This is a genomic window from Rothia halotolerans (genome assembly GCF_004136635.1).
GTDB classification, from domain to species: Bacteria; Actinomycetota; Actinomycetes; order Actinomycetales; family Micrococcaceae; genus Rothia; species Rothia halotolerans.
Genome location: NZ_NOIU01000001.1, coordinates 988,104 through 1,010,789 on the forward strand (window position 1 = coordinate 988,104; position 22,686 = coordinate 1,010,789).

Genomic DNA, 22,686 nt, shown 5'->3' on the forward strand with positions numbered 1-22,686 from the left:
AGAGAGGACGACAACCGACTCGATGTGCGTGCCCCTCCCGGAACGGGAGCGGGGCATCGCCGCGGACGAGATCCGCGGCGCGTCGGTCAATGAGGAGGTACAACTCATGGCAAGCAAGACCAAGAAGGCCAGGAAAGAAGCATCCAAGGCCGCTCAGAAGGCTCAGAAGAACGCCGGTGACAAGCTGCACCAGGGCGCCGACAGGGCGTCCGAGTTCGCCGGGGAGTGGGCCGCCAGGCTCCAGGAGCGCGCCGGCCAGGCCAACGAGTGGGCTCAGAAGGAGGTCGCCCCCCGCGTGCAGGAGCAGATCGACAAGGCCACCCCGGCCGTCGAGCAGGCGGTGAGCAACGCTCGCGCCAAGGCCAGCGTGGCCGCCGCGGGCCTGGCCGAGAAGCTGGACTCCGCGGAGGCTCCGCCGCAGGTGAAGACCGCGGTCGCCAAGCTCACCGGGGACAAGAAGGCGCTCAAGAAGGCCCAGAAGCAGGCCTCCCAGGCCGCCAAGGACTTCGCCAAGGAGCAGAAGAAGGCCAACAAGAAGTCCCACAAGGGCCTCCTGGTCTTCGGCATCCTGGCGGCGGCCACCGTCGCCGGCGTCGCCGCCTGGCGCGCCTCCCGCCCCGTGGAGGATCCGTGGCAGACCCCGGCCGACCCCAAGCCGGCCCCGGCCGCCAAGCCCGCCGCCCAGGACGACGAGTCCGGCGCGGCCGGCAAGGCGAACCCGGCCGAGCAGAAGGTGACCAAGCCGGCGAACGCCCCGGCGCCCTCCAACGAGGAGGTCACCGAGCACGCCGATCCCAAGAACACCGGCCACCCCGCCCCCGGCTCGGCGATGAACAAGCCCGCGAGCGCGGACACCGCGAACCGCAAGGGCGAGGACACCGTCAAGCCCGAGGTCCGTCGCAAGGACGACGGCGAGGAGCCGGCCAACAAGGACAAGAACACCTGATCCTCGTCCCGAACCGGTTCACGACGACGCCCGTCGCGCATCTGCGCGGCGGGCTTCGTCGCGTTCGGGCGGGACTGCGCCTTCAGGACGGCTCGTCCAGCCCCGGGGACTCCCAGCGCTGAGGACGGCGTCCCGATGTCCCCCGACGACGGAAGGAATGCGGGCGCCCCGCCCCCGGAGCTGGCCCTCCCCGCTCAGCCGGCGTCGAGGATGGGGAGACCGGTCAGCTGGTGCAGGTACTCGCGGGCGATCCACAGCACCCCGGCCAGGATCACCAGCACGATGACCGCGAAGAGGAGCCCGGCGAGGATCCGGGCGGCCGCGGAGGCCCGGTGCACCTGCACCACCGCCCCGTCGGGACGGCGCTCGGTCCGGCCCGCGGAGATCCGCAGCGCCAGGGCGAACAGCGCCGGCATCCCGGCGCCCAGGACCAGCCCGGCCAGCGTCACGGGGATGATGTTGGAGATCAGGGAGAGGAGGTCGTTCATGGCTCAGGCTCCGGAGGCGCGTCGGTGGTCGGGGGCGTCGTCGGGCGGGACGGTCACGTGGGCCGTGGGCACCTGGCCTGCGGCGACGGGGACCTGGGCGAGCACGCCGGTGATCGGGGCGATGTCGTGGTCCTCGGGCTCCCACTGCTCGTTGACGTTGCCCGAGTGGACGGGCTGGCGGCGGGAGCGGACGAACATGACCGCCGAGAGCGCCGCCAGGATCGCGAAGACCACGAGGACGCCGGTCAGCTCGTTGCTCACCAGCCCGACGAAGTGGCCGATCAGCCAGCACACCGCCCCCACCACGGCGGCGGCGGGGATGGTGATGACCCAGGCGAGGACCATCCGCCCGGCCACGCTCCACCGCACGTCGGCGCCCTTGCGGCCCAGCCCGGTGCCCAGGATGGATCCGGTGGCCACGTGGGTCGTGGACAGGGCCATGCCGAAGTGGGAGGAGGTGAGGATGATGGCCGCGGAGGCGCCCTCGGCGGCCATGCCCTGCGGCGAGTCGATCTCCACGAGCCCCTTGCCGAGCGTGCGGATGATCCGCCAGCCGCCCAGGTAGGTGCCCAGGGCGATCGCGAAGGCGCAGGCGAGCTTGACCCAGAACGGGATGTCGGCCGAGGGGTCGATCGCGGAGGAGGCCACCAGGCCCAGGAAGATCACGCCCATGGTCTTCTGGGCGTCGTTGGTGCCGTGGGCCAGGGAGACCAGCGAGGCGGTGCCGACCTGCCCCCAGCGGAAGCCGCGGGTCTTCTGCCGGTCCCCCACGCGCGCCGTCAGGCGGTAGACGAGGATCGTCCCCACCGTGGAGACCAGGGCGGCGATCACCGGTGCCACCAGGGCGGGGATGATGACCTTGGCGACGACGCCGGCCCACAGCACCCCGCTGACCCCCAGTCCCGCGATGGTCGCGCCGATGAGCCCGCCGAACAGGGCGTGGGACGAGCTGGAGGGCAGTCCCAGCAGCCACGTCAGCAGGTTCCAGACGATGCCCCCGACCAGCCCCGTGAAGACGATGAGCATGAGCGAGTGCCCGTCCGCCATCTCCAGGTTCACGACCTCCCGGCCCACCGTCTTGGCGACCTCGATGGAGAGGAACGCCCCCACCAGGTTGAGCACCGCCGAGAGCCCCACCGCGACCTTGGGCTTCAGCGCGCCGGTGGCGATGGACGTCGCCATCGCGTTCCCGGTGTCGTGGAATCCGTTGGTGAAGTCGAAGACGAGGGCGGTGATGACCACGATGCCGAGGATGATGAGTTCGGGAGTCACATATAGGCATTATGCCGACCGTGCGAGGATGCGGATAATTCTCGGGGTGAACTTTAGGTGAACATCAACGGTGAGCGGTGTCCGGGGCGTGAAGATCGCGTGACGATGGGCGGCGCGGGGCTCAGTCCTCCCGCGCGACCGCCTCGCGCAGCGCCGCCTTCTCCGCCTCGGGCAGGAAGGACGCCTCGACGCCGTTGGCCACGAACTCGCGGCGCCGGTCCTCGCCCAGCAGATCCACGGCGAGCTCCAGCTCGTGCTTCAGCGTGGTCGGGAAGAGGGCCGGGTCGTCGGAGTTGATGGTCAGCTTCAGGCCGGCGTCGAGCATCCCCTGGATCGACTCGCGGCGCCACGGCCGCAGCGCCCGCCGGGAGGTGGTGAACGCGGCGTTGAAGTGGATCCCCTCGTCGGCGCAGCGCTTCACGACGTCGCTGTCCTTCAGCACGTGGTAGCCGTGGTCGATCCGCTCGCAGCCCAGATCGTCCAGGCAGGTCGGGATGGTCGCGGCGGTGGGGACGTGCTCGCCGGCGTGCGCGGTGCGCTTGAGGCCGTGGCGGCCGGCCAGCTGGAAGGCCTCGGCGAACTTCCCGGGCAGCCCCTTGCGCTCGTCGAAGTCCAGGCCGATGCCAACGACGGCGTCGCAAGGATGCGCGATGACCTCCTCGACCATCGCCACAGCGACCTCGGGGGTGTCCTCGCGGTTCACCGCGGCCAGCGCCCGGGCGTCGACGCCGAGGTCCCTGCGCGCCGCCTCGATCCCCTCGGAGATCCCGGCGGCCATCTCCCGGTAGTCGACGCCGGCCGCCAGGTGCACCGAGGGGCTGAACGCGAGCTCGGAGTAGACGGTCCCGCTGTCCCGGTAGCCGTCCTCCATCGCCTCGTAGACGGTCCGGGCGAAGTCGCCGCGGGTGCGCAGGCTCGCCGAGATCAGCTCGTAGACCCGCAGCAGGGGGAACCACGGCCCGCGGCCCTGCTCCTGATCGGTGGGGTCGGAGTTGATCCGCGGGTACAGCTCGGCCGCCGGCAGCGGGAGCTCGACGCCGTTGGCGGCCGCGAGGTCGGCGAGGGTCCCGGATCGCACGGTGCCGGGCAGGTGGACGTGGAGGTCGATGGTCTTCATGGAGGAGTCCGTTCGTCGTAGGTGATGCTGTCGGGTGCGGCGAGGAGGCCGCGGCCGGCGTCCCGCCGCGGGACGCAGTCACGCCGTCGTGGGCAGGGCGCTCCGCCGCCCCGCGCCGGCGTCGCTCAGTGGGCGGCCGCCACGAAGAAGTAGACGAGGAAGGGCGTGAGCACCCACATGCCGGGGTGGATGTCCCTGAACTTCCCGGTCGCGGCCTTGATCAGCACGTAGCTGAGCAGCCCGGTGGCGATGCCGGTGCCGAAGTTGCCCCAGAGCAGGGTGCAGGAGACCAGCAGGGCGGCGGGGATGGCCTCGGTGATGTCGGAGGTGTCCACCTTGCGGAAGCCCGCGAGCATGTTGAGGCCGATCACGACCAGCACGGGCGCCGTCGCGGCCGAGGGGATCATGCCGGCGACCGGGATGAAGGCGAGCACCACGGCGTACAGGAGGGCCGTGGTCCACGAGGTCAGCCCGGTGCGGCCGCCGGCCTCGGTGCCGGCCGCCGACTCGAGGTAGGTGGTCACGCTGGGCGCGCCCATGAAGGAGCCGCCGGCGATCGCGGCCGAGTCCACCAGGAAGGGCCGCTTGAGGTCGGCGTCCTTCCTGCCGGTGGCCTCGCCGATCTTCTCGGTCACGGCGAGGACCACGCCGGTGGTGGAGAAGAACTCGGCGGCGAAGAACGCGAAGAGGTAGGGGAAGTAGTGCGGGGCCAGCGCGCCGATCAGGTCGATGTCGAAGGCCACCGGGCCCGGGCTGTCCGGCGGGGCGAGGTAGCTGCCGGGCAGCTCGGTGACGCCCAGCGGGATGCCCACCAGCGTGATCGCGACGATGACGATCACGAAGGCGCCGGGCACCTTCCGGGCCTGCAGAGCCACCAGCAGGACGATGCCGGCGAGCGCGAGCAGGGCCGCGGGCGCGCCGAGGTCGCCGAGGACCAGGCCGTCGCCGTCGCCGACCACCAGCCCCGTGGAGCGGAAGCCGATGAACGCGATGTACAGCCCGATGCCGGAGCCGATCGCGAGCCGCACGTTGGTCGGCATGATCCGGGTGACGAGGCTGCGGATGCCGAGCACCGTCAGGAGCAGGAAGAGGATCCCGGACCAGAACACGATGCCCATCGCGACGCCGAAGGGCACCGACTCGTTCTGCACGAGAGTGTAGGCGACCAGCGCGACGCCGCCCAGCCCCGGCGCGAGCACCAGCGGCAGGTTGGCGAACAGCCCCATCGCGAACGTGCCGAGGACGGCGACGATGATCAGGGCGGTGGTCGCGGCGCCCCGGGGGACGCCGGCGTCGGCGAGCATGCCCGGGATGACGACGATCGTGTAGGCGGAGGCGAGGAACATGCTGATCCCCGCGAGCAGCTCGGTCCGGATGCTGCTCCCGCGTTCCGAGATGCGGAAGAGGCGGTCTGTCGTCGCCGCCAGGCGGTTGGTCTTCCCGGTGGTCGTCGGGGGTGTGTTCACGGCGGTGGCCTTCCTCGCGGCGCCGGTGAAAGCGCTTGTACGCTCATATGCTCGACCTCACGATCACGGCCTGTCAATTCGCGGTGTTAACGGCGTGTAAACGCTTTCAGAATGTGGACTTCCGGGAGGGCGGGACCCACGGTACGGTGGTCGCAGGGAGGTCGGATGGCACTTGGGGAAGACAGCGGGGCCAGACCCGCGACGATCACCGACGTCGCCCGCGCGGCGGGTGTCTCGATCGCGACGGTCTCGCGCGCCATCCGGCAGCCCGACATCGTCTCGGAGCGCACCCGGCGGCGGGTGCTCGCGGCGGTCTCCGAGGTGGGCTACATGCACAACCCGGCCGCCCGCGCGCTCGCGACCGGCCGCAACGAGCTGCTGGGACTGACCGTCCCCTCCCTGACCAACCCCTTCCTGACGCCGATCGTCTCCGGCGCCCAGCAGGCGGCCGAGGAGAACGGCTACGACCTGGTGATCATCGTCGACGCCGCCGATCCGGAGCGCCAGGCGACCCTCATGGCGCGGCTTCGGGGGCGCGTGGCGGGCCTGGTCGCCGTCGCCCCCCGCGGGCGCTCCGGGCTGCTGTCCCAGCAGGCGCGCGCCCAGCCGGTGGCCACCGTCAACCGGAAGGTCCCGGGGGTGAGCTCGGTGGTGATCGACACGAACGAGGGCCTGCGCGCCCTCGGACGGCACCTGACCGGCCTGGGCCACCGGCGCATCGCCTACGTGGGCGGCCCGGAGGGCTCGCGCACGGACCGGGACCGCCTGGGCGCGCTGGAGGAGGTCGTGCACGAGGCCGAGGGGGAGGTCGCCGCGCTGCCGATCACCGAGCCGACCTTCGCGGCCGGGACCGTCAGCGCCGACGGGGTCGCGCGCAGCGGCTGCTCCGCGGTCATCGTCTACAACAGCGTCGTCACGGTCGGCCTGGTCCACCAGCTGCGGGCCATGGGCATCGGCATGCCCGAGGACCTCAGCGTCGCCTGCGCGGACGACCTGACCGACGCCGGTCTCTCCTTCCCCCACCTCACGGCCCTGCACATCCCGGCCCACGAGGCCGGGCGCCGCGCGGCCTCGATGGTGCTCGAGCGCCTCGAGCTGCGCTCCCCCTCCGCCGGACCGCAGCGGGCCGAGCACGCGCTGCTGCCGGTGGAGCTGCTGCCCGGCACCTCGACGGCGCGGGCGGCCGACGCTGCCGGGCAGGCGGGCGACGCGGCGGGTCCGGCCGCCGCGGGTCAGCCCGCCGCGCCCAGGATCCTGACCACCTCTGCGTCGGAGGTCTGGGAGAAGTCCTCGTAGAAGGCGCCCACGGCGCCGAAGTCGCGCGGGGCGTGCAGGCAGACGACCTCGTCGGCGTCGCCGGCGGCCGCGAGGGAGTCGACGAGGCGGGGCGGGGCCACCGGCACCGCGAGGACCACGTGCTCCGCCCCCTGCGCCCGGGCGATCAGGCACGCGGCCCGTGCCGTCGCGCCGGTGGCGGCGCCGTCGTCGACGATCACCGCGGTCCGCCCGGCCAGCTCCAGCCCGGGGCGCCCGCGCCGGAACCGCTCGGACCGGCTCTCGACCTCGGCCCGCTCCCGCCGCGCGACCTCCTCCAGCCGCTCCCGGCTGACGCCGGAGGAGCGCACGACGTCGGGGTTCAGCACCGTGACGCCGCCCTCGCCGACGGCGCCCATCGCCAGCTCCGGGTGCTCGGGCAGTCCCAGCTTGCGCACCACCAGCACGTCCAGCGGCGCGTCGAGCCGCACGGCGACCTCGGCGGCCACCGGGACTCCCCCGCGCGGCAGGCCCAGGATGACGGGGGCGGGCAGGGGCGTCCGGGCCAGCTCCTGTCCCAGCAGCCGGCCGGCGTCGTGCCGATCAAGGAACCGGACCATGCCGCTCTCCTCCGTCTCCCGTGCGGGCCCGCCTCTGCGCGGGGCCTTTCCCTCGGTCTACTGCCGGACGGGGGCGGGGTCAAGGGTGGGAGCCGATGGACTCGCCGAACGGCATGGGGCCGGGACGCCCTCCGCGTGGGGAAAAGGCCGCACTCCTCACGGCTGGGCAGCTAGCCACTCCTGCGCCCGGGCCGCCGCACCTCGGTGGCGCTCCTCGACCGCCGGCAGTCGATCCGCGATGGCCTCCCGCCGGACGAGCCCGGCGTTCAGCAGGGCCATGACGAAGTTCCGGTCCTTCTCACGGAATGCGCAGAGCTTGGCCACGCAGAGGTCGTGCCGCTCGAGGCACCACCCGGTGAACGGAGGCTCCCCCGATGGGGCGGCCGTATTGGCGTTCTGGACCTTGACGAGCCGATCGCGCCAGCCGGAGGGGAGCGCCGAGGTCCCCAGATCCACGCCGTCGATGCTGAAACCATGCGTCTGCTCGAAGGAGGAGAACTCGCCCGCGACCCCCTCGATCATGTCCGCCAAGCGGCTCGTCTCCTCGGCGTCCTCGGCGATCGGCAGGATATCGACCTCGATCGACATCGTGGCGTCTCGCGGAAGGCGGTCCTCGCGGAAGGTTCCGAGGATGGCCTGCGAACCGACGACGATGACCTCGGGGTGCCCGATGATCTGACAGGCCGCGCGGATCGCGTGCTCCAGCTGGTCGCGCCGCATCAGGCCGCCCCCACCAGAGCGTCGAGGCGCTCGCTCTCGGAGAGCAGGCCGCTCATCGGCGAGACCTCGCGCATCTCCATCGAATCGCGGTCGAGGCCCGTCATCACCCGTTTCAGGCCGAGCACGTCTCGTTCGCCGTTGAGAGCCGCCCATCGGGCGACGTTCCGCTCATGCGGCTGGCCCGTGACTCCCTCGTGCAGACGAGTCAGGTTGCCTTCGATGACCGGCTGCCACTGGTCAAGACTCGTCCTGGTCAGGCGGCTCGAGAGCGTACGATGCAGCAGCCACGAACGGTGTTCGGCGCGGGTCAGCTCCGGCTCCACCGCTCGGCGCACCACCTCCAGCCGGAGCCCCATGCAAGCGAGCAGGCGGTCGACCCGACGATCGCTGAAATCGACCTTGCCGGCGAGGAACTGGCTGATGCTGGGCTGGTGGATCCCGCTGATCTTCGACAGCTCGGACTGGGTGGTGCCCGTGGAGAGCATCACCTGACGAAGCAGCTCGCTGCGATCAGCCATCATGCCCCTATTATAGCGAAAAAAGCTATACCCCTGGCGGGGAGAGCCGACTGCACAGGTGGTCATACGTCTTCCCACCCGGTGAGGGAGCCGTGCCGTGGTGCTCCGCTGGACGACTTAGAAGCCGGGCCCGGGGGCAACACGAAACCCCGCCAGACCTATCAGGTCTGACGGGGTTTCCGTGATGCGGGTGGAGGCGAGGGGACTCGAACCCCTAACCCTCTGCTTGCAAAGCAGATGCGCTACCAATTGCGCCACGCCCCCGCGGAGTCAGCCGACCCGGTCCGTGGATGCCTCCCACGTGGAACGGTTCTCCCTGACATCCCTCAGCCGCCTGGCCGCCGAGAAGGCGAGGGCTCCCGCGATGATGACGGCGATCGCTTTCTTCATCGGGTCCTCCTTGAGGGATTCGGTGGGCGTACCAGGAATTGAACCTGGGACCTCTTCGTTATCAGCGAAGCGCTCTAACCGTCTGAGCTATACGCCCTCATGGCCTTGGACCGAGACTAGACTCTACACGACGTCCCGGGGAGAACCAAACCGGCGATCCGGTGAGGCGGCCCACATCCCCCGTCGCCCGCGAAGCGCGGGCCGGTCGCCCTCTCAGGCGCCGGCCCGCGCTCCACGGGACCCGGCGATCAGTCGTCGGTCAGCGTCACGCCGATGCCGCCGACCAGCTTGGCGGCGACGTTGTACAGGAACGCCGAGATGATCCCCAGCAGGGTCATCAGCACCACGTTGAGCACCGAGAGGATGGTCGCGTACACGGCCACCTGGCCCAGCGAGAGGTAGTCGGTGATCTCGATGCCGCTGCCCTGGCTCGAGAGCATCGACAGGACCTCGTTGACCCCGTTGAACACGCCGGTGACCTCGAAGACCAGCCAGAGGATCACGGTGGCCACCACGGTCACGATGCCCACGGCCACCGAGAGCAGGAAGACCAGCTTGGCGATCGACCAGAGGTCGATCCTCGCCACGGTCAGGTGCGCGCGGCGCACCTTGGAGCGGGGCGCCGGACGGACCAGCGGGCGGTTGCCGGTCGTCTTGCGAGGGGCCGACCCCTTCGACGCCGGGGCCTTGGCCGCGGTGCCGGAGCCCTTGGTCCCCGGAGAGGAGGCCTTGCCCGCCGCGCCGGAGCCCTTGGCTCCCGCGGAGGTCCTGCCTCCCGAAGAACTCGGTGTATTGCTGCTCACGCGTTACCTCCGTGTGCTCGCGTGCCGGACTCCTCCGGTGCATCGGTTCGATCAGTCTCGTCACCCAACGGTACTTCATCGTCCGGATTGATGACTTCAACGGCGCCGCCCTCGGCGATCGCCTCCCCTTCGTCGACGCCCTTGTCCTGGTTGCGGGCGATCGAGAGGATGCGGTCGTTCTTGCCGGGCTTCACGAAGATCACGCCCATCGTGTCGCGGCCCTTGGCCGGGACCTCGGAGACGTGGGAGCGGGCCACCTTGCCGGACTGCATGACCACGAGCACCTCGTCGTCGCCGCCGACGATCAGGCCGCCCACCAGCTCCCCGCGGTCCTCGACGAGCTTGGCGACCTTGATACCCAGCCCGCCGCGGCCCTGCACGCGGTACTCCTCGACCTTGGTGCGCTTGGCGTAGCCACCCTCGGTCACCACGAAGACGTAGGAGTCGTCGGTGACCACGCTGGCCGCCAGCAGCTCGTCGTCGTTCCGGAACTTCATGCCGGTCACCCCGGAGGTGGCCCGGCCCATGGGGCGAAGGGCCTCGTCGGTCGCGGTGAAGCGCAGCGACATCCCGCTGCGGGAGATCAGCATCAGGTCGTCCGAGGAGGAGGCCAGCTGGGCGGAGATCAGCTCGTCGCCGTCGCGCAGGTTGATCGCGATGACCCCGGCCGTGCGGTTGGTGTCGTAGTCGCTCAGACGGGACTTCTTGACCAGTCCGTGCTTGGTGGCGAGCACCAGGTACGGCGCGTCCTCGTAGGTCCGCAGGGCCATCACCCGGGCGATCTTCTCGTCCGGCTGGAAGGCCAGGAGGTTGGCCACGTGCTGGCCCTTGGCGTCGCGGCCGGCCTCGATCAGCTCGTAGGCCTTGGTGCGGTAGACCCGCCCGAAGTTGGTGAAGAACAGGATCCAGTTGTGCGTGGTCGTGACCACCAGGTGCTCGACGACGTCGTCGCCCCGCAGCTGCGCCCCGCGGATCCCCTTGCCGCCGCGGTGCTGCGAGCGGTACTGGTCGATCCGGGTGCGCTTGACGTAGCCGCCGCGGGTGATCGTGACGACCATGTCCTCCTCGGGGATGAGGTCCTCGATGGACATGTCGCCGTCGTAGCCCATGAGGATCTGGGTGCGGCGGTCGTCGCCGAAGCGGTGCACCACCTCGCGGAGCTCCTCGGAGATCAGCTGACGCTGGCGCTCCTCCGAGGCGATGATCGTCTTGTACTCCTCGATCTGGCGCATGAGCTCGTCATGCCGGTCCTGGATCTTCTTGCGCTCCAGGGCCGCGAGGCGGCGCAGCTGCATGTTCAGGATCGCCTGGGCCTGCGCCTCGTCGATCTGGAGGAACTCCATCAGCCCGGTGCGCGCCTCGTCGGCGGTCGGGGAGGCGCGGATCAGCTGGATGACCTCGTCCAGGGCGTCCAGGGCCTTGAGCAGGCCGCGCAGGATGTGGGCCTCCTCCTCGGCCTGGCGCAGCCGGAACCGGGTGCGGCGGACGATGACTTCCATCTGGTGGGTGACCCAGTGCCGGACGAAGGCGTCGAGCGAGAGCGTGCGGGGCACGCCGTCGACGATCGCCAGCATGTTGGCGGAGAAGTTCTCCTGCAGCTGGGTGTGCTTGTAGAGGTTGTTGAGCACGACCTTGGCCACGGCGTCGCGCTTGAGCACGATCACCAGGCGCTGGCCGGTGCGTCCCGAGGTCTCGTCGCGGATGTCCGCGATGCCGCTGACCTTGCCGTCCTTGATCAGGTCGGCGATCTTGATGGCCAGGTTGTCCGGGTTGGTCTGGTACGGCAGCTCGGTGACCACCAGGCAGGTGCGGCCCTGGATCTCCTCGACGTCGACGACGGCGCGCATGGTGATCGAGCCGCGCCCGGTCCGGTAGGCCTCCTCGATGCCCTTGTGGCCGAGGATCTGCGCGCCGGTCGGGAAGTCGGGGCCCTTGACCCGCGCGATCAGCGCCTCCAGGAGCTCCTCGTCGCCGGCCTCGGGATTCTGCAGGTACCACTGGACGCCCTCGGCGACCTCGCGCAGGTTGTGCGGCGGGATGTTGGTGGCCATGCCCACCGCGATGCCCGAGGAGCCGTTGACCAGCAGGTTCGGGAACCGCGCGGGCAGCACCACGGGCTCCTGGTTCTTGCCGTCGTAGTTGTCCTGGAAGTCCACGGTGTCCTCGTGGATGTCCCGGACCATCTCCATGGCCAGCGGCGCCATCTTGCACTCGGTGTACCGGGGGGCCGCGGCGCCGTCGTTGCCGGGGGAGCCGAAGTTCCCCTGGCCCAGCGCCAGCGGGTAGCGCATGATCCAGTCCTGGATCAGCCGGACCAGGGTGTCGTAGATCGCGGAGTCGCCGTGGGGGTGGTACTGGCCCATGACCTCGCCGACGACGCGGGCGCACTTGTTGAACGAGCGGTCCGGCCGGTAGCCGCCGTCGTGCATCGCGTAGATGACGCGGCGGTGCACCGGCTTGAGGCCGTCGCGCACGTCCGGCAGGGCGCGGCCGACGATGACCGCCATCGCGTAGTCGAGATAGGAGCGCTGCATCTCCGTCTGGAGGTCCACGTGCTCCACGCGGTCCGTCATCGAGGGCGTCGCCTCGAGGTCGCCGCCGAGCACCTCCCCCTCGAGGGGCTGCCCGTCCTGGGGTTCGTTGGTCGAGCCGTTGTCGTCACTCATGCTGTCTGCCTGTCCCGTCCTGCTGAAGATCGTGCGGCGCCCGTCCAGGGTGCCCTAGCGGGAATATTCAGTTCCCGGAATATATTCTGTCCGCTCAGATGTCGAGGAAGCGGATGTCCTTGGCGTTCCTCTGGATGAACTCGCGGCGGGACTCCACGTCCTCGCCCATGAGCACCGAGAAGACCTGGTCGGCCGCGGCGGCGTCGTCCATGGTCACCTGGAGCAGCGTGCGGTGCTCGGGGTCCATGGTGGTGTCCCACAGCTCGGTGTAGTCCATCTCGCCCAGGCCCTTGTAGCGCTGAATGCCGTTCTCCTTGGGCAGGCGCTGGTTGTTGGCCAGGCCGCGGGCCACGACCTCGTCGCGCTCGGCGTCGGAGTAGACGTAGTCGTGCGAGGCGTTGGACCACTTGATCCGGTACAGCGGCGGCTGCGCGAGGTAGACGTAGCCGGCCTCGATCAGCGGGCGCATGAAGCGGAAGAGCAGCGTCAGCAGCAGCGTGGTGATGTGCTGGCCGTCCACGTCGGCGTCGGCCATCAGCACGATCTTGTGGTACCGCGCCTTCTCGATCTGGAACTCGTCGCCGATCCCGGCGCCGAAGGCCGTGATCATGGACTGGACCTCCGCGTTGGACAGCGCCCGGTCCAGGCGCGCCCGCTCCACGTTCAGGATCTTCCCGCGCAGCGGCAGGATCGCCTGGCGCTCCGGGTCGCGTCCCTGGACCGCCGAGCCGCCCGCGGAGTCGCCCTCCACGAGGTAGATCTCGGAGATCTCCGGGTTCTTGGAGGAGCAGTCCTTGAGCTTGCCCGGCATGCCGCCGGACTCCAGCAGGCCCTTGCGGCGGGTGGTCTCGCGGGCCTTCCGGGCCGCCATCCGCGCCTGGGCCGCGGTGATCGAGCGGCGCACGATCGCCTTGGCCTCGTTGGGGTTGCGCTCCAGCCAGTCGCCCAGCTGGTCCCAGACCTCGCGCTGGACGAAGGTCTTGACCTCGGAGTTGCCGAGCTTGGTCTTGGTCTGGCCCTCGAACTGCGGCTCGGAGATCTTGACCGAGATGACGGCGGTGAGGCCCTCGCGGACGTCGTCGCCGGTCAGGTTCTCGTCCTTCTCGCGCAGCAGCTTGTTGTCCCGGGCGTAGCGGTTGACCAGCGAGGTCAGGGCCGTGCGGAACCCCTCCTCGTGGGTGCCGCCCTCGTGGGTGTTGATGGTGTTGGCGTAGGTGTGCACCGACTCCCGGTAGGACTCGGTCCACTGCATCGCCAGCTCCAGCGAGAGCATCCGCTCGGAGTCCTCGGTCTCGAAGGCGATGACGTCCTCGTGGATCACCGTGGTCTTGAGGCTGGAGTTGAGGAACTTCACGTAGTCCAGCAGGCCCTCGTCGTACTGGTAGACCACCGTGCGGAAGCCCTCGGCGGTGGTCCCCTCGTGGTTGAGGCTGAACTCCTTGGGCTTCTTCTTCTCCTCGGTCACCTCGTCCTCGAAGTCCACGGAGGTCCGCTCGTCGGTCAGCGTGATCCGCAGGCCCTTGTTGAGGAAGGCCATCTGCTGGAAGCGGGCGCGCAGGGTCTCGTAGTCGAAGTCGGTGCTCTCGAAGATCGACGGATCCGGGTAGAAGACCTGGGTGGTGCCGGTGGCGGTGGTCTCGCGGCCCTGGGTCAGCTCGTGATCGGTGAAGCCGCCGTCGTGGAAGGAGATGCTCCACTCGTGGCCCTGCCGGCGCACGGTGGTCTCCACCCGAGTGGAGAGCGCGTTGACCACCGAGATGCCGACGCCGTGCAGGCCGCCGGAGACCGCGTACCCCCCGCCGCCGAACTTGCCGCCCGCGTGCAGCACGGTCATGACGACCTCGACGGTGGGCTTGTTCTCGGTGGGGTGCAGGTCCACGGGGATGCCGCGGCCGTTGTCCACCACCTTGAGCCCGCCGTCGGCCTGGATGGTGATCTCGATGTGGTCGCAGTAGCCGGCCAGGGCCTCGTCGACCGAGTTGTCGACGACCTCGTAGACGAGGTGGTGCAGACCGCGCTCACCGGTGGAACCGATGTACATGCCGGGCCGCTTGCGCACCGCTTCCAGGCCCTCGAGGACCGTGATGTCGCTCGCGCCGTATTCGTGCTTCTCTTCCGCTGCCACTTTGAGGTTTCAGCTCCTTGCTTCCGGGCCCCGCGGGATCCCGGTCCGAGTGGGCGCACTCCCCTGACGCGCTGAGCGGGCGTGCCGCAGCCGCAGGGAGAGGAGAGCGCGGTGTTTGACCTCCCTCCATTCTACCGGACGCGGAGGCGAAAAGGGGCAGATATCGCTCGCTGTGAGCGTGCAGACGGAGAGCGGATGGCCTTCACAGGCCCGTCACGGCCCTTCAGGCTCCCGTGACCCTCGACCGTGTGGGTCCCATCCACGAAGAGGACCGAGCACCAGAGATCGGATTACAGGCGGTCGGGACCGGGGCGCTTCCTCACCCGTAGGTGTCGCGCGGGCCCCGGCCGCCCGGGGCCACCCGCCGGCCCTTCTTCCAGGAGGGCACCGAGGGCCCCAGCACCGTGATCTTGGTGACGATGCCGTGCCCCAGCTCCCGCTCGAAGGTCTGCATCAGCTGCGGGATCATGGTCCGCAGCACGGTCGCGTAGTTGGTCGAGTCGCAGCGGATCGTGACCTCCGAATTCTCGAAGTGCTCCGGGGCCGTGTGGGCCGCGAGCGCCGGGCCCACGAGGTCGCCCCAGCGGGCCAGCACGCTGCCCACGGCCACCGGCTCCTTCCACCCGCGGGAGGCGATCATGTGCCCCACCACCGAGCCCAGGCCCTGGGGATCCCGCGAGGACTTGCCCGGGCCGCTGTAGCCGCCGAGGATCCTCGGGTCCCACCCCTCCTCGCGCCACCGGTTCCTCTTGGCCTTGCCGGGCTCCGCCGAGACGACCTCGCCGAACTCGCGGATCACCTTCTTGGCCGCGTTGCCGGTGAGCCGTCCCTCGCCGCGGGCCAGGGCGGCGTTGCGCAGGCGCTGCAGCAGCGAGGCCGGCGCGTCGACCTCGTTGCGCTCCAGCTCCCGGCGCCGCCGGAGCTCGGCGTCGCCCGGTGACGGGTCCCCGCCGGGCTCAGCCATCGCGGGCGCCCGTCCTCTCCTCCACCGCCACGGCCTCGCCGGGGCGGACGCGCACGACCCGGCGGGCGACGTCGAGCTCGTCCGGGAGATCCTCCTCGACGGCGCAGGTCACCAGGACCTGCTCGGCCTCGGTGACGATCCGGGCGAGGCGGGCGCGGCGGACGGCGTCGAGCTCGGCGAAGACGTCGTCGAGGATCAGGATCGGGGAGGCGCCGGGGGCGTCGTCGGCGTCGGCCCGGTGGACGTACCAGGAGCCCAGCCGCAGGGCCAGGGCGTAGGACCAGGTCTCCCCGTGCGAGGCGTAGCCGCGGGCCGGGATGCCCCCGAGCATCAGCGTCAGCTCGTCCCGGTGGGGGCCGACCAGGCTCATCCCGCGCTCGATCTCCTCCTCGGCGCGCTCCTCGAGGGCGCTGGCCAGCATCTGCCCGAGCTCCTGGAGGGGCAGCGCGGCGAGCGCGGACATGTCCGTGGCCTCGCGCCGGCCCAGCGTGGAGGACTCGTAGGCGAAGCCCAGCTCCTTGCCACCGTCGGTCAGCTGGCCGTAGGCGCGGTCGGCCTCCGGCAGCAGCCGGGCGAGCACCTGGAACCGAGCCTGCAGGAGGCGGGCGCCCAGGTTCACCAGCTGGCCGTTCCAGACCTCGAGGGTGGCGCGCTCGTCCTCGCCGGCGCCGCGGGAGCGGCGCATCGACTTCAGCAGCGCGTTGCGCTGGCGCAGCACGCGCTCGTAGTCGGCGCGGTAGCCGGCGACGACGGGCCGCAGCGAGACCGCGAGGTCGTCCAGGAAGCGACGCCGCGCCGCCGGCTCCCCCTTCACCAGCCCGAGGTCCTCGGGGGAGAAGAGCACCGTGCGGCAGATGCCCAAGGCCTCCCGGACCCGCACCGGCGCGGCCCGGTTGATGCGCACCCGGTTGGCCTTGCCGGGGGTGACCTCCAGCTCCATGGTGGTCTGCTGGTGCGCCCGCACCACCCGGGTCCGGATGTAGGCGCGGTCGCTGCCGACCTTGACCAGCGGCGCGTCGTTGCTGACGCGGTGCGAGGAGAGGTTCGCGCAGTAGTCGATGGCCTCGACGATGTTGGTCTTGCCCACCCCGTTGGGGCCGACCAGCACGGTCAGCCCCGGGGTGAGCGGGAGGTCCAGGAACCCGTAGGTCCGGAAGCCCATGAGCGAGAGGTGATCGACGTACACCCCGCGGCCCCTACTGCTGCGGGAGGCGCACGGGCATCAGCAGGTAACGGTACTCCCGGTTCTCGTCGCCGTCCGGGTCCTGCTGCGCGGAGAGCACGGCGGGCTTGGGCGGAGTCGTGAAGGAGAACCGGACGTAGTCGCTGCCGAAGGCGTGCAGCCCCTCGCTCAGGTAGACGGGATTGAAGGCCACGGTGATGTCCTCGCCGGTCAGCTGGGCGTCGAGCACCTCGTTGGCCTGGGCGTCCTCACCGGTGCCGGCGTCCAGGGCCAGCTGGCCCTGGGAGAAGGCCAGGCGGACCGGGGTGTTGCGCTCGGCTACGAGCGAGACGCGGCGGACCGCCTCGACCAGCTCCGAGGTCCGCACGACGGCGTGGATCGGGGTCTGGTCGGGGAACAGCGAGCGGATCTTGGGGTAGTCGCCGTCGACCAGCAGGCTCGTGGTGCGGCGGCCGCCGGACTCGAAGCCGACGAGTTCGTGCGCGTCGGAGAGGGCGATCTTCAGCTGGCCGGCGTTGCCCAGCGTCTTGGCGACCTCGTTGAGCGTCTTGGCCTTGACGAGGGCCGCGGTGGAGATCTGGGGATCCGCCGGATCCCAGATGAGCTCGCGCATCGCCAGCCGGTAGCGGTCGGTCGCGAGCAGGGTCATCGTGGGGCCCTCGATCTCGACGCGGACGCCGGTCAGGATCGGCAGCGTGTCGTCCTTGCTCGCCGCGATGATGACCTGGGAGACGGCCTGGGCGAAGGCCGCGCCGTCCACGGTGCCGGAGACCTCGGGCAGGCCGGGCAGCTCCGGGTAGTCGGAGACCGGCATGGCCGCGAGGTTGAACTTCGCCGGGCCGCAGTGGAGATAGACCTTCGAGTCGTGCGTCTGGAAGTCCACGGGGGCCGAGGGCAGGGAGCGGCAGATATCGGCGAGCAGACGGCCGGAGACCAGGGTCTCCCCCTCCTCGAAGACCTCGGCCGCGATCTTCAGCTTGGCGGAGGTCTCGTAGTCGAAGCTCGCGATGGAGACCTCGTTGTTCTCCGCCTTGATGAGCAGCCCGGACAGCACCGGTACCGGCGGACGGGGGGAGAGGGAGCGCGCGGTCCAGGTGACGGCCTCTGCCAGTACGTCTCGGTCAACTGAGAATTTCACGTCTGCGAAGTCCCTCTCTGCAGGTCTGTGGGCGAGTGCTTCGGATCTGGTGCCAGCTTACCGGAGCCGTCTGACGTCCCAGCTTTCTGTAATTACCGATCTTCCGTGGAGCGAGAGGCCGCGTGAGCGGCCCCCGGGACCCTGCCGGCAGGCTTGGATGGTCGGATGAATAGTTATTCGGAATGATCTCTTTAAAGGACAGTAGTGTTAATAACCCGTGTGGATACTGTGGATAACCCCCATCTGCCCTGCCGGCGCGGGGATCCGCCCTGTAGACAGATTGTGACTTAAGAGCTCCGCCCCGGTGGGCGGGATGTGGAGCCGGATCGGGGCGATTTTCTGTAATTCACAGTTGCCGGCGCTCCGTCCCCCGAGGAGCCCGGGTTATCCCCGGATTCTCCACAGCCGGATCCACACCCCGCCCAGACCCCCTTCAGAGGTCCACGACGGCGGCTCCCATCCCCGGCTCAGGCGTCCCGGTGCTGCTGCTTGATCCGGTTCGTCAGCTCGGTGACCTGATTGAAGATGTTGCGGCGCTCCGCCATCAGCTTCCGGATCTTCCGGTCGGCGTGCATCACGGTGGTGTGGTCGCGGCCGCCCAGCTCCTGCCCGATCTTGGGCAGGGACATGTCTGTCAGCTCCCGCAGCAGGTACATCGCGATCTGGCGGGCGGTGACCAGGGTGCGGTTGCGCGACTTGCTCCGCAGCTCCTCGAGCGTCACCTCGAAGTAGCTGGCGGTCTGCCCCAGGATCGTCGAGGCGGTGATCTCGGAGATCCCCTCGTCGGTGATGAGGTCCTTGAGGACGAGCTCCGCGAGCGGCAGGTCCATGCGCTGCTTGTTCAGGGAGGCGTAGGCGGTGACGCGGGTCAGCGCCCCTTCGAGCTCCCGGATGTTGGTGGTGATGTGGGAGGCGATGTACTCCATGACGTCGCTCGGCGCCTCGAGGTTCTCGCTCTGCGCCTTCTTCCGCAGGATCGCGATGCGGGTCTCCAGCTCGGGCGGCTGCACGTCGGTGATGAGACCCCACTCGAAGCGGGAGCGCATCCGCTCGGCGAAGCCGGTCAGCTGCTTCGGCGGCAGGTCGGAGGTGATGACCACCTGCTTCTCGTGGTTGTGCAGCGCGTTGAAGGTGTGGAAGAACTCCTCCTGCGTGTGCTCCTTGCCCGCGAGGAACTGGATGTCGTCGATCAGCAGCAGGTCCACGTTGCGGTAGATCTGCTTGAAGCTCGAGCCCTCGTCGTCGCGGATGGAGTTGATGAAGTCGTTGGTGAACTCCTCCGAGTTCACGTACCGCACCCGCATGTCCGGGTACATCCGCTTGGTGTAGTGCCCGATGGCGTGGAGCAGATGGGTCTTGCCCAGCCCCGAGTCGCCGTAGATGAACAGCGGGTTATATGCCTTGGCGGGGGACTCCGAGACCGCGAAGGCCGCGGCGTGGGCGAAGCGGTTGGACTGCCCGATGACGAAGGTGTCGAAGACGTAGCTGTTGTTCAGCCGGGCGGTGCTCTCCCACTCGGTCTCACCGCCGGTCCTGGAGGATGCCGCCTCGGGAATGTCTCGGGCGGCCGGCGGCGGCGTGGTGCGGGGGGCCGGGAGGCGCACCTCGGGCAGGGGGCGGGCCGCCTCGGCGTCGTGCTCGGAGGGGACGTGGAGGGCCGAGGGCGCGGAGGAGGTGTATCCCCGTTCGGCCTCGAGCTCGTCGATGGGCGGCAGTCCGGAGCTGGGCGTATCCGGGGCGCTGGACCGCGAGGCGGCGGGGTCCGCGGGGACCGGCTCGGCCCGGGACGGCTGGGCGGCGGCTGCCGGATCGGAGGGGGCGGGGTTCGACGACGCGCGTCCGGCGCCGGACGCGCCGGCGCCTCCCGCCGGGCTCGCCTGGGTCGGCGCCTGCGCCTGTGCGGGAGCGCCCGGCGCGGTCATGTCGGGATCGATGACGAAGGCCTCGATCGTGTCGGGCGAGAAGAACCGGGAGACGGCGTCCTTGAAGGCGCCGGTGATGTCCCGCTGGAAGACGTCCCGGGTGAGGTCGTTGGGCACCGCGATGATCAGGGTGTTGCCGAACAGGCCCTGGGGCTGAGCCATCCGGAGGAACGCCTTGTTGCGGCGCGAGACGCTCTCGTTGGCATGCAGATCCGTGATGCACGCGTCCCATCGGGACTGGATCTCTTCGTTGCCCTGTACGGTCACGGCTCTCCTAGCTGATCGGGATCGGTCTGCGGTCTGACGAGTCGGCTTCCGCGACGTCGTGCGGAGCCGTTCCCAGCGGTTGTGCCCATCCTGTCCACATAGTTGTGCACAGGCTTCCCCGCTGTGGATAACTCGCGCGGCACCCGTTCAGCTTAGGCCATGAACCCCTCGCTCTGCCCCAGAATCTCGGGGGTTCCTGTAATCACAGTTCTGTAGTTCCCCGTCATCCCGCCGTGGGGGCCGGCCCAAATGTCGTTAAAATTATCCACAGTTGGGGGTTGCGCTGTGCCCACAGGATGTTGAGGAGCGGGAACCCTCCTCCGGGCGTCGGGAGCCGCCTCGTCGCCGGCCTGCCGCCGCCCTCCTGCGACCCTTGCGCGGCCCCTCGTGCGGGGGTGATGCTGCACCCTCCGTGCAGGAGGGGGGCGGCGGGCCCGCGATGTGGCGTGCGTCCGAATCCGCTTCTCCCCCGCTCTGCGACTTGACCCGCCGAACCGACCTCTCTTAGAGTTGGTTAGTCGTTTATGCGGCGAACTGCGCCCTCCCGGGGTTCATCCCACGGTGAAGCGGGCGTGGGCCCGGCCTCCGCCGGTCCGTCGCATGGACGTCGTACAGGCAACGCGTCAACCTGCATGATTCCTCTGCGGACTAGGCCAAGGGTTGCGCCCGAACTAATCGTCTTGGAGTAACCAGTGAGCAAGCGGACTTTTCAGCCGAATAACCGCCGTCGTGCCAAGAAGCACGGCTTCCGTCTTCGTATGCGCACCCGCGCCGGCCGTGCCATCCTGGCTCACCGTCGGTCCAAGGGCCGCGCTTCCGTCTCGGCCTAGAGCAGCATTCCTGCCTGGGATCTGATCGACGTCCTCGCGCGGCCCCTGCGAATGGAGCCGGCCCGGGCCCGATGAGCCCGGCCGACGTCTGAAGGAGCCGTCACGTGCTGGCACAGCAGCACCGGATGCGGACCTCGGTCCAATTCTCTGAAACTACACGTTCCGGCGCCCGCAGCGGGCGCCGGAACTTAGTTCTATATGCGCGCCTGACGGCCGAGGACACCCCCAGCATCAGCGGCTTCATCGTCTCGAAGGCGGTGGGGAACGCCGTCGTGCGCAACCGCGTCAAGCGACGTCTCCGGGAGCTGGCCGCCCGCACCCTCGCGGAGCGTCCCACGGGCCTGAATCTCGTGGTGCGGGCCCTTCCGCCGTCCTCGGAGGCCGGCTGGCAGGAGCTCTCCCAGGACTACCGGGGGTCCCTGCGCGCCGCGCTGCGCAAGGCGACCGTGAAGGCAGGCCTCTGATGACCCGGCACCCCCGCGGCGCAGGCTGCCCCGCTGCCGAGGCCGACGACGTCCGCACGTCCCAGGAAGCCCTGGACGCGGCCCCCACCGAGTACGTCCGCCCCCTCACACCGGGGCAGGCCATGTGGACCCTCCCGCAGAATCTCGCGATCGCCTTCCTCAGGCTCTACCGGCGGCTCATCTCGCCGCTCTACGGGGACGTGTGCCGTCACTTCCCCACCTGCTCCGCCTACGCGCTGGAGGCCTTCACCACCCACGGAGCCGTCAAGGGCCTGGCCCTGACCGTGAGACGATTGCTGAAGTGCCACCCGTGGGCCACGGGCGGGGTCGATCCGGTGCCGGCCGGCTCGCGCCGCTTCGCGCCCCACTCGGAACCCAGAATTTTGCTGTTGAACCATCCGCCGCTTGCGGATTAGAACACGCCCCGTGAGCCTCAGGGGCTAGGAGCCGATTTTCGCATGAACTTCTTCGACATCATCTTGTGGCCCTTCAAGTGGATCGTCTCAGCGGTCCTCTGGGTCTTCCACAGCCTCTTCGAGGCGGTGGGCATGGATCCCACGTCCGGCTGGACGTGGGTGCTGGCCATCATCGGCCTGACGCTGGTGATGAGGACCCTGACCATCCCGCTGTTCGTCAAGCAGATCAAGTCCATGCGCGGCATGCAGGAGCTGCAGCCGGAGATGGCCAAGATCCAGGCCAAGTACAAGGGCAAGAAGGACCAGCTCTCCCGCCAGGCCCAGGCGCAGGAGCAGATGGCGCTGTACAAGAGGACCGGCGCCAACCCGTTCTCCTCCTGCCTGCCGATCATCGTGCAGATGCCGATCTTCTTCGGCCTGTTCCGCGTGCTCAACGGCGTCCCCGGCGCGGCGTCCAACAACGAGGGCATCCTCCTGCTGACCCCGGACATGGTCCACCAGTTCAACGACGCCTACGTCCTCGGCGCGCCGCTGTTCTCCACCCTGATGAAGCCGGGCGACGGCAACCACGTGGCGACCGTGACCATGGCGATCATCATGATCATCCTGATGTCCGGCACGCAGTTCTTCACCCAGAAGCAGCTCATGGCCAAGAACATGAGCGAGCAGGCCAAGCAGTCGCCGATGTACCGCCAGCAGCAGATGCTGGTCTACATCTTCCCCGTCGTCTTCGCCGTCGGCGGCATCAACTTCCCGCTCGGCGTCCTCGTGTACTGGACGGTCTCCAACTTCTGGACCATGGGCCAGCAGTGGTGGGTCATCCGCAACAACCCGACGCCGGGCTCCGAGGCGGAGAAGGAGCTCAACGAGCGCCGCGCGGCCAAGGGCCTGCCCCCGCGGGGCAAGAGCAAGGAGGAGCACGAGGCCGAGCTCGAGGCCCAGCGGGAGAGGGCCAAGAGCGGTCAGCGCCAGCAGCCCGTGAGCAAGCAGCGCAGCAAGAAGAAGAAGCGCTAGGCGGGTCCGGCCGGACCCGCCGCCCGCCCGGCGAGCCGCCGGTCCGCCCGGTTCGCCGGGATCCCCGTCCCTAATCACCGCGCGGTCGGCGCGGGCGCGAGGA

The 22,686-nt window shown here is 69.7% G+C and carries 20 protein-coding genes and 2 tRNA genes; 6 read left to right on the forward strand and 16 right to left on the reverse strand.

Going from position 1 to position 22,686, the window contains the following annotated elements:
- The first annotated feature begins 106 nt into the window (after positions 1 to 106).
- Entirely contained in the window at positions 107 to 946 is an 840-nt protein-coding gene (locus EWV39_RS04570; protein ID WP_129657094.1) for a hypothetical protein, read from the forward strand.
- Positions 947 to 1,140: 194 nt separating this feature from the next.
- Here the strand turns inward: EWV39_RS04570 and EWV39_RS04575 are convergent, their stop codons facing one another.
- The 4 genes from EWV39_RS04575 to EWV39_RS04590 form a co-directional block, all read right to left on the reverse strand.
- Positions 1,141 to 1,434 carry a hypothetical protein gene (locus tag EWV39_RS04575; RefSeq protein WP_129657096.1) on the reverse strand — a complete coding sequence of 98 codons (294 nt, stop codon included), beginning with the start codon at positions 1,432 to 1,434 and terminating at the stop codon, positions 1,141 to 1,143.
- A gap of 3 nt (positions 1,435 to 1,437) precedes the next feature.
- A complete protein-coding gene (locus EWV39_RS04580; protein ID WP_129657098.1) occupies positions 1,438 to 2,706 on the reverse strand; it encodes an inorganic phosphate transporter in 1,269 nt (422 codons plus the stop codon).
- Positions 2,707 to 2,827: 121 nt separating this feature from the next.
- Complete coding sequence (gene add, locus EWV39_RS04585; RefSeq protein WP_129657100.1) at positions 2,828 to 3,823, reverse strand: adenosine deaminase; 996 nt, start codon at positions 3,821 to 3,823, stop codon at positions 2,828 to 2,830.
- 125 nt (positions 3,824 to 3,948) lie between these two features.
- On the reverse strand, positions 3,949 to 5,289 hold the full coding sequence (locus EWV39_RS04590; RefSeq protein ID WP_202864886.1) for an NCS2 family permease: 1,341 nt from the start codon (positions 5,287 to 5,289) through the stop codon (positions 3,949 to 3,951).
- A 165-nt stretch (positions 5,290 to 5,454) separates the two neighbouring features.
- Between EWV39_RS04590 and EWV39_RS04595 the strand changes: the two genes are divergently transcribed.
- On the forward strand, positions 5,455 to 6,585 hold the full coding sequence (locus tag EWV39_RS04595) for a LacI family DNA-binding transcriptional regulator (protein ID WP_165313139.1): 1,131 nt from the start codon (positions 5,455 to 5,457) through the stop codon (positions 6,583 to 6,585).
- Here the strand turns inward: EWV39_RS04595 and EWV39_RS04600 are convergent.
- The 12 genes from EWV39_RS04600 to dnaA form a co-directional block, all read right to left on the reverse strand.
- Positions 6,522 to 7,163 (reverse strand): phosphoribosyltransferase, encoded by a 642-nt coding sequence (locus EWV39_RS04600; RefSeq protein WP_129657104.1) that lies wholly within the window; start codon positions 7,161 to 7,163, stop codon positions 6,522 to 6,524. The two genes, EWV39_RS04595 and EWV39_RS04600, sit on opposite strands and share 64 nt — an antisense overlap.
- A 156-nt stretch (positions 7,164 to 7,319) precedes the next feature.
- Complete coding sequence (locus tag EWV39_RS04605) at positions 7,320 to 7,883, reverse strand: DUF6036 family nucleotidyltransferase (protein ID WP_129657106.1); 564 nt, start codon at positions 7,881 to 7,883, stop codon at positions 7,320 to 7,322.
- Positions 7,883 to 8,401 carry a helix-turn-helix domain-containing protein gene (locus EWV39_RS04610; protein ID WP_238148029.1) on the reverse strand — a complete coding sequence of 173 codons (519 nt, stop codon included), beginning with the start codon at positions 8,399 to 8,401 and terminating at the stop codon, positions 7,883 to 7,885. The genes EWV39_RS04605 and EWV39_RS04610 overlap by 1 nt, the downstream gene beginning before the upstream one ends.
- Positions 8,402 to 8,592: 191 nt before the next feature.
- A tRNA-Ala gene (locus EWV39_RS04615) sits at positions 8,593 to 8,665 on the reverse strand.
- A gap of 149 nt (positions 8,666 to 8,814) precedes the next feature.
- A tRNA-Ile gene (locus EWV39_RS04620) sits at positions 8,815 to 8,888 on the reverse strand.
- A gap of 151 nt (positions 8,889 to 9,039) precedes the next feature.
- On the reverse strand, positions 9,040 to 9,594 hold the full coding sequence (locus EWV39_RS04625) for a DUF3566 domain-containing protein (protein WP_129657108.1): 555 nt from the start codon (positions 9,592 to 9,594) through the stop codon (positions 9,040 to 9,042).
- On the reverse strand, positions 9,591 to 12,260 hold the full coding sequence (gene gyrA / locus EWV39_RS04630; RefSeq protein ID WP_129657110.1) for a DNA gyrase subunit A: 2,670 nt from the start codon (positions 12,258 to 12,260) through the stop codon (positions 9,591 to 9,593). The genes EWV39_RS04625 and gyrA overlap by 4 nt, the downstream gene beginning before the upstream one ends.
- A gap of 94 nt (positions 12,261 to 12,354) precedes the next feature.
- Positions 12,355 to 14,385: a DNA topoisomerase (ATP-hydrolyzing) subunit B gene (gene gyrB, locus EWV39_RS04635; protein WP_129657112.1), complete on the reverse strand. Its 2,031-nt coding sequence runs from the start codon at positions 14,383 to 14,385 to the stop codon at positions 12,355 to 12,357.
- A 319-nt stretch (positions 14,386 to 14,704) separates the two neighbouring features.
- Positions 14,705 to 15,349: a DciA family protein gene (locus EWV39_RS04640; protein WP_129657114.1), complete on the reverse strand. Its 645-nt coding sequence runs from the start codon at positions 15,347 to 15,349 to the stop codon at positions 14,705 to 14,707.
- On the reverse strand, positions 15,342 to 16,535 hold the full coding sequence (recF, locus tag EWV39_RS04645) for a DNA replication/repair protein RecF (RefSeq protein ID WP_129657116.1): 1,194 nt from the start codon (positions 16,533 to 16,535) through the stop codon (positions 15,342 to 15,344). The genes EWV39_RS04640 and recF overlap by 8 nt, the downstream gene beginning before the upstream one ends.
- 10 nt (positions 16,536 to 16,545) lie before the next feature.
- Positions 16,546 to 17,670, reverse strand: a complete 1,125-nt coding sequence (gene dnaN, locus EWV39_RS04650; RefSeq protein ID WP_129657118.1) for a DNA polymerase III subunit beta — start codon at positions 17,668 to 17,670, stop codon at positions 16,546 to 16,548.
- A 467-nt stretch (positions 17,671 to 18,137) separates the two neighbouring features.
- Entirely contained in the window at positions 18,138 to 19,859 is a 1,722-nt protein-coding gene (gene dnaA / locus EWV39_RS04655; RefSeq protein ID WP_129657120.1) for a chromosomal replication initiator protein DnaA, read from the reverse strand.
- A 692-nt stretch (positions 19,860 to 20,551) separates the two neighbouring features.
- On the opposite strand from dnaA, the gene rpmH reads away from it, so the two are divergent.
- The 4 genes from rpmH to yidC all read left to right on the forward strand — a co-directional run bounded on the left by rpmH (position 20,552) and on the right by yidC (position 22,583).
- Complete coding sequence (gene rpmH, locus EWV39_RS04660) at positions 20,552 to 20,689, forward strand: 50S ribosomal protein L34 (protein ID WP_129657122.1); 138 nt, start codon at positions 20,552 to 20,554, stop codon at positions 20,687 to 20,689.
- Positions 20,690 to 20,793: 104 nt separating this feature from the next.
- Positions 20,794 to 21,153, forward strand: coding sequence for a ribonuclease P protein component (gene rnpA / locus EWV39_RS04665; protein WP_129657124.1), 360 nt, complete (start codon positions 20,794 to 20,796; stop codon positions 21,151 to 21,153).
- A gap of 122 nt (positions 21,154 to 21,275) precedes the next feature.
- Positions 21,276 to 21,569, forward strand: a complete 294-nt coding sequence (yidD, locus tag EWV39_RS04670) for a membrane protein insertion efficiency factor YidD (protein ID WP_238148090.1) — start codon at positions 21,276 to 21,278, stop codon at positions 21,567 to 21,569.
- A gap of 42 nt (positions 21,570 to 21,611) precedes the next feature.
- Positions 21,612 to 22,583, forward strand: a complete 972-nt coding sequence (yidC, locus tag EWV39_RS04675) for a membrane protein insertase YidC (protein ID WP_129657129.1) — start codon at positions 21,612 to 21,614, stop codon at positions 22,581 to 22,583.
- Positions 22,584 to 22,686 lie beyond the last annotated feature (103 nt).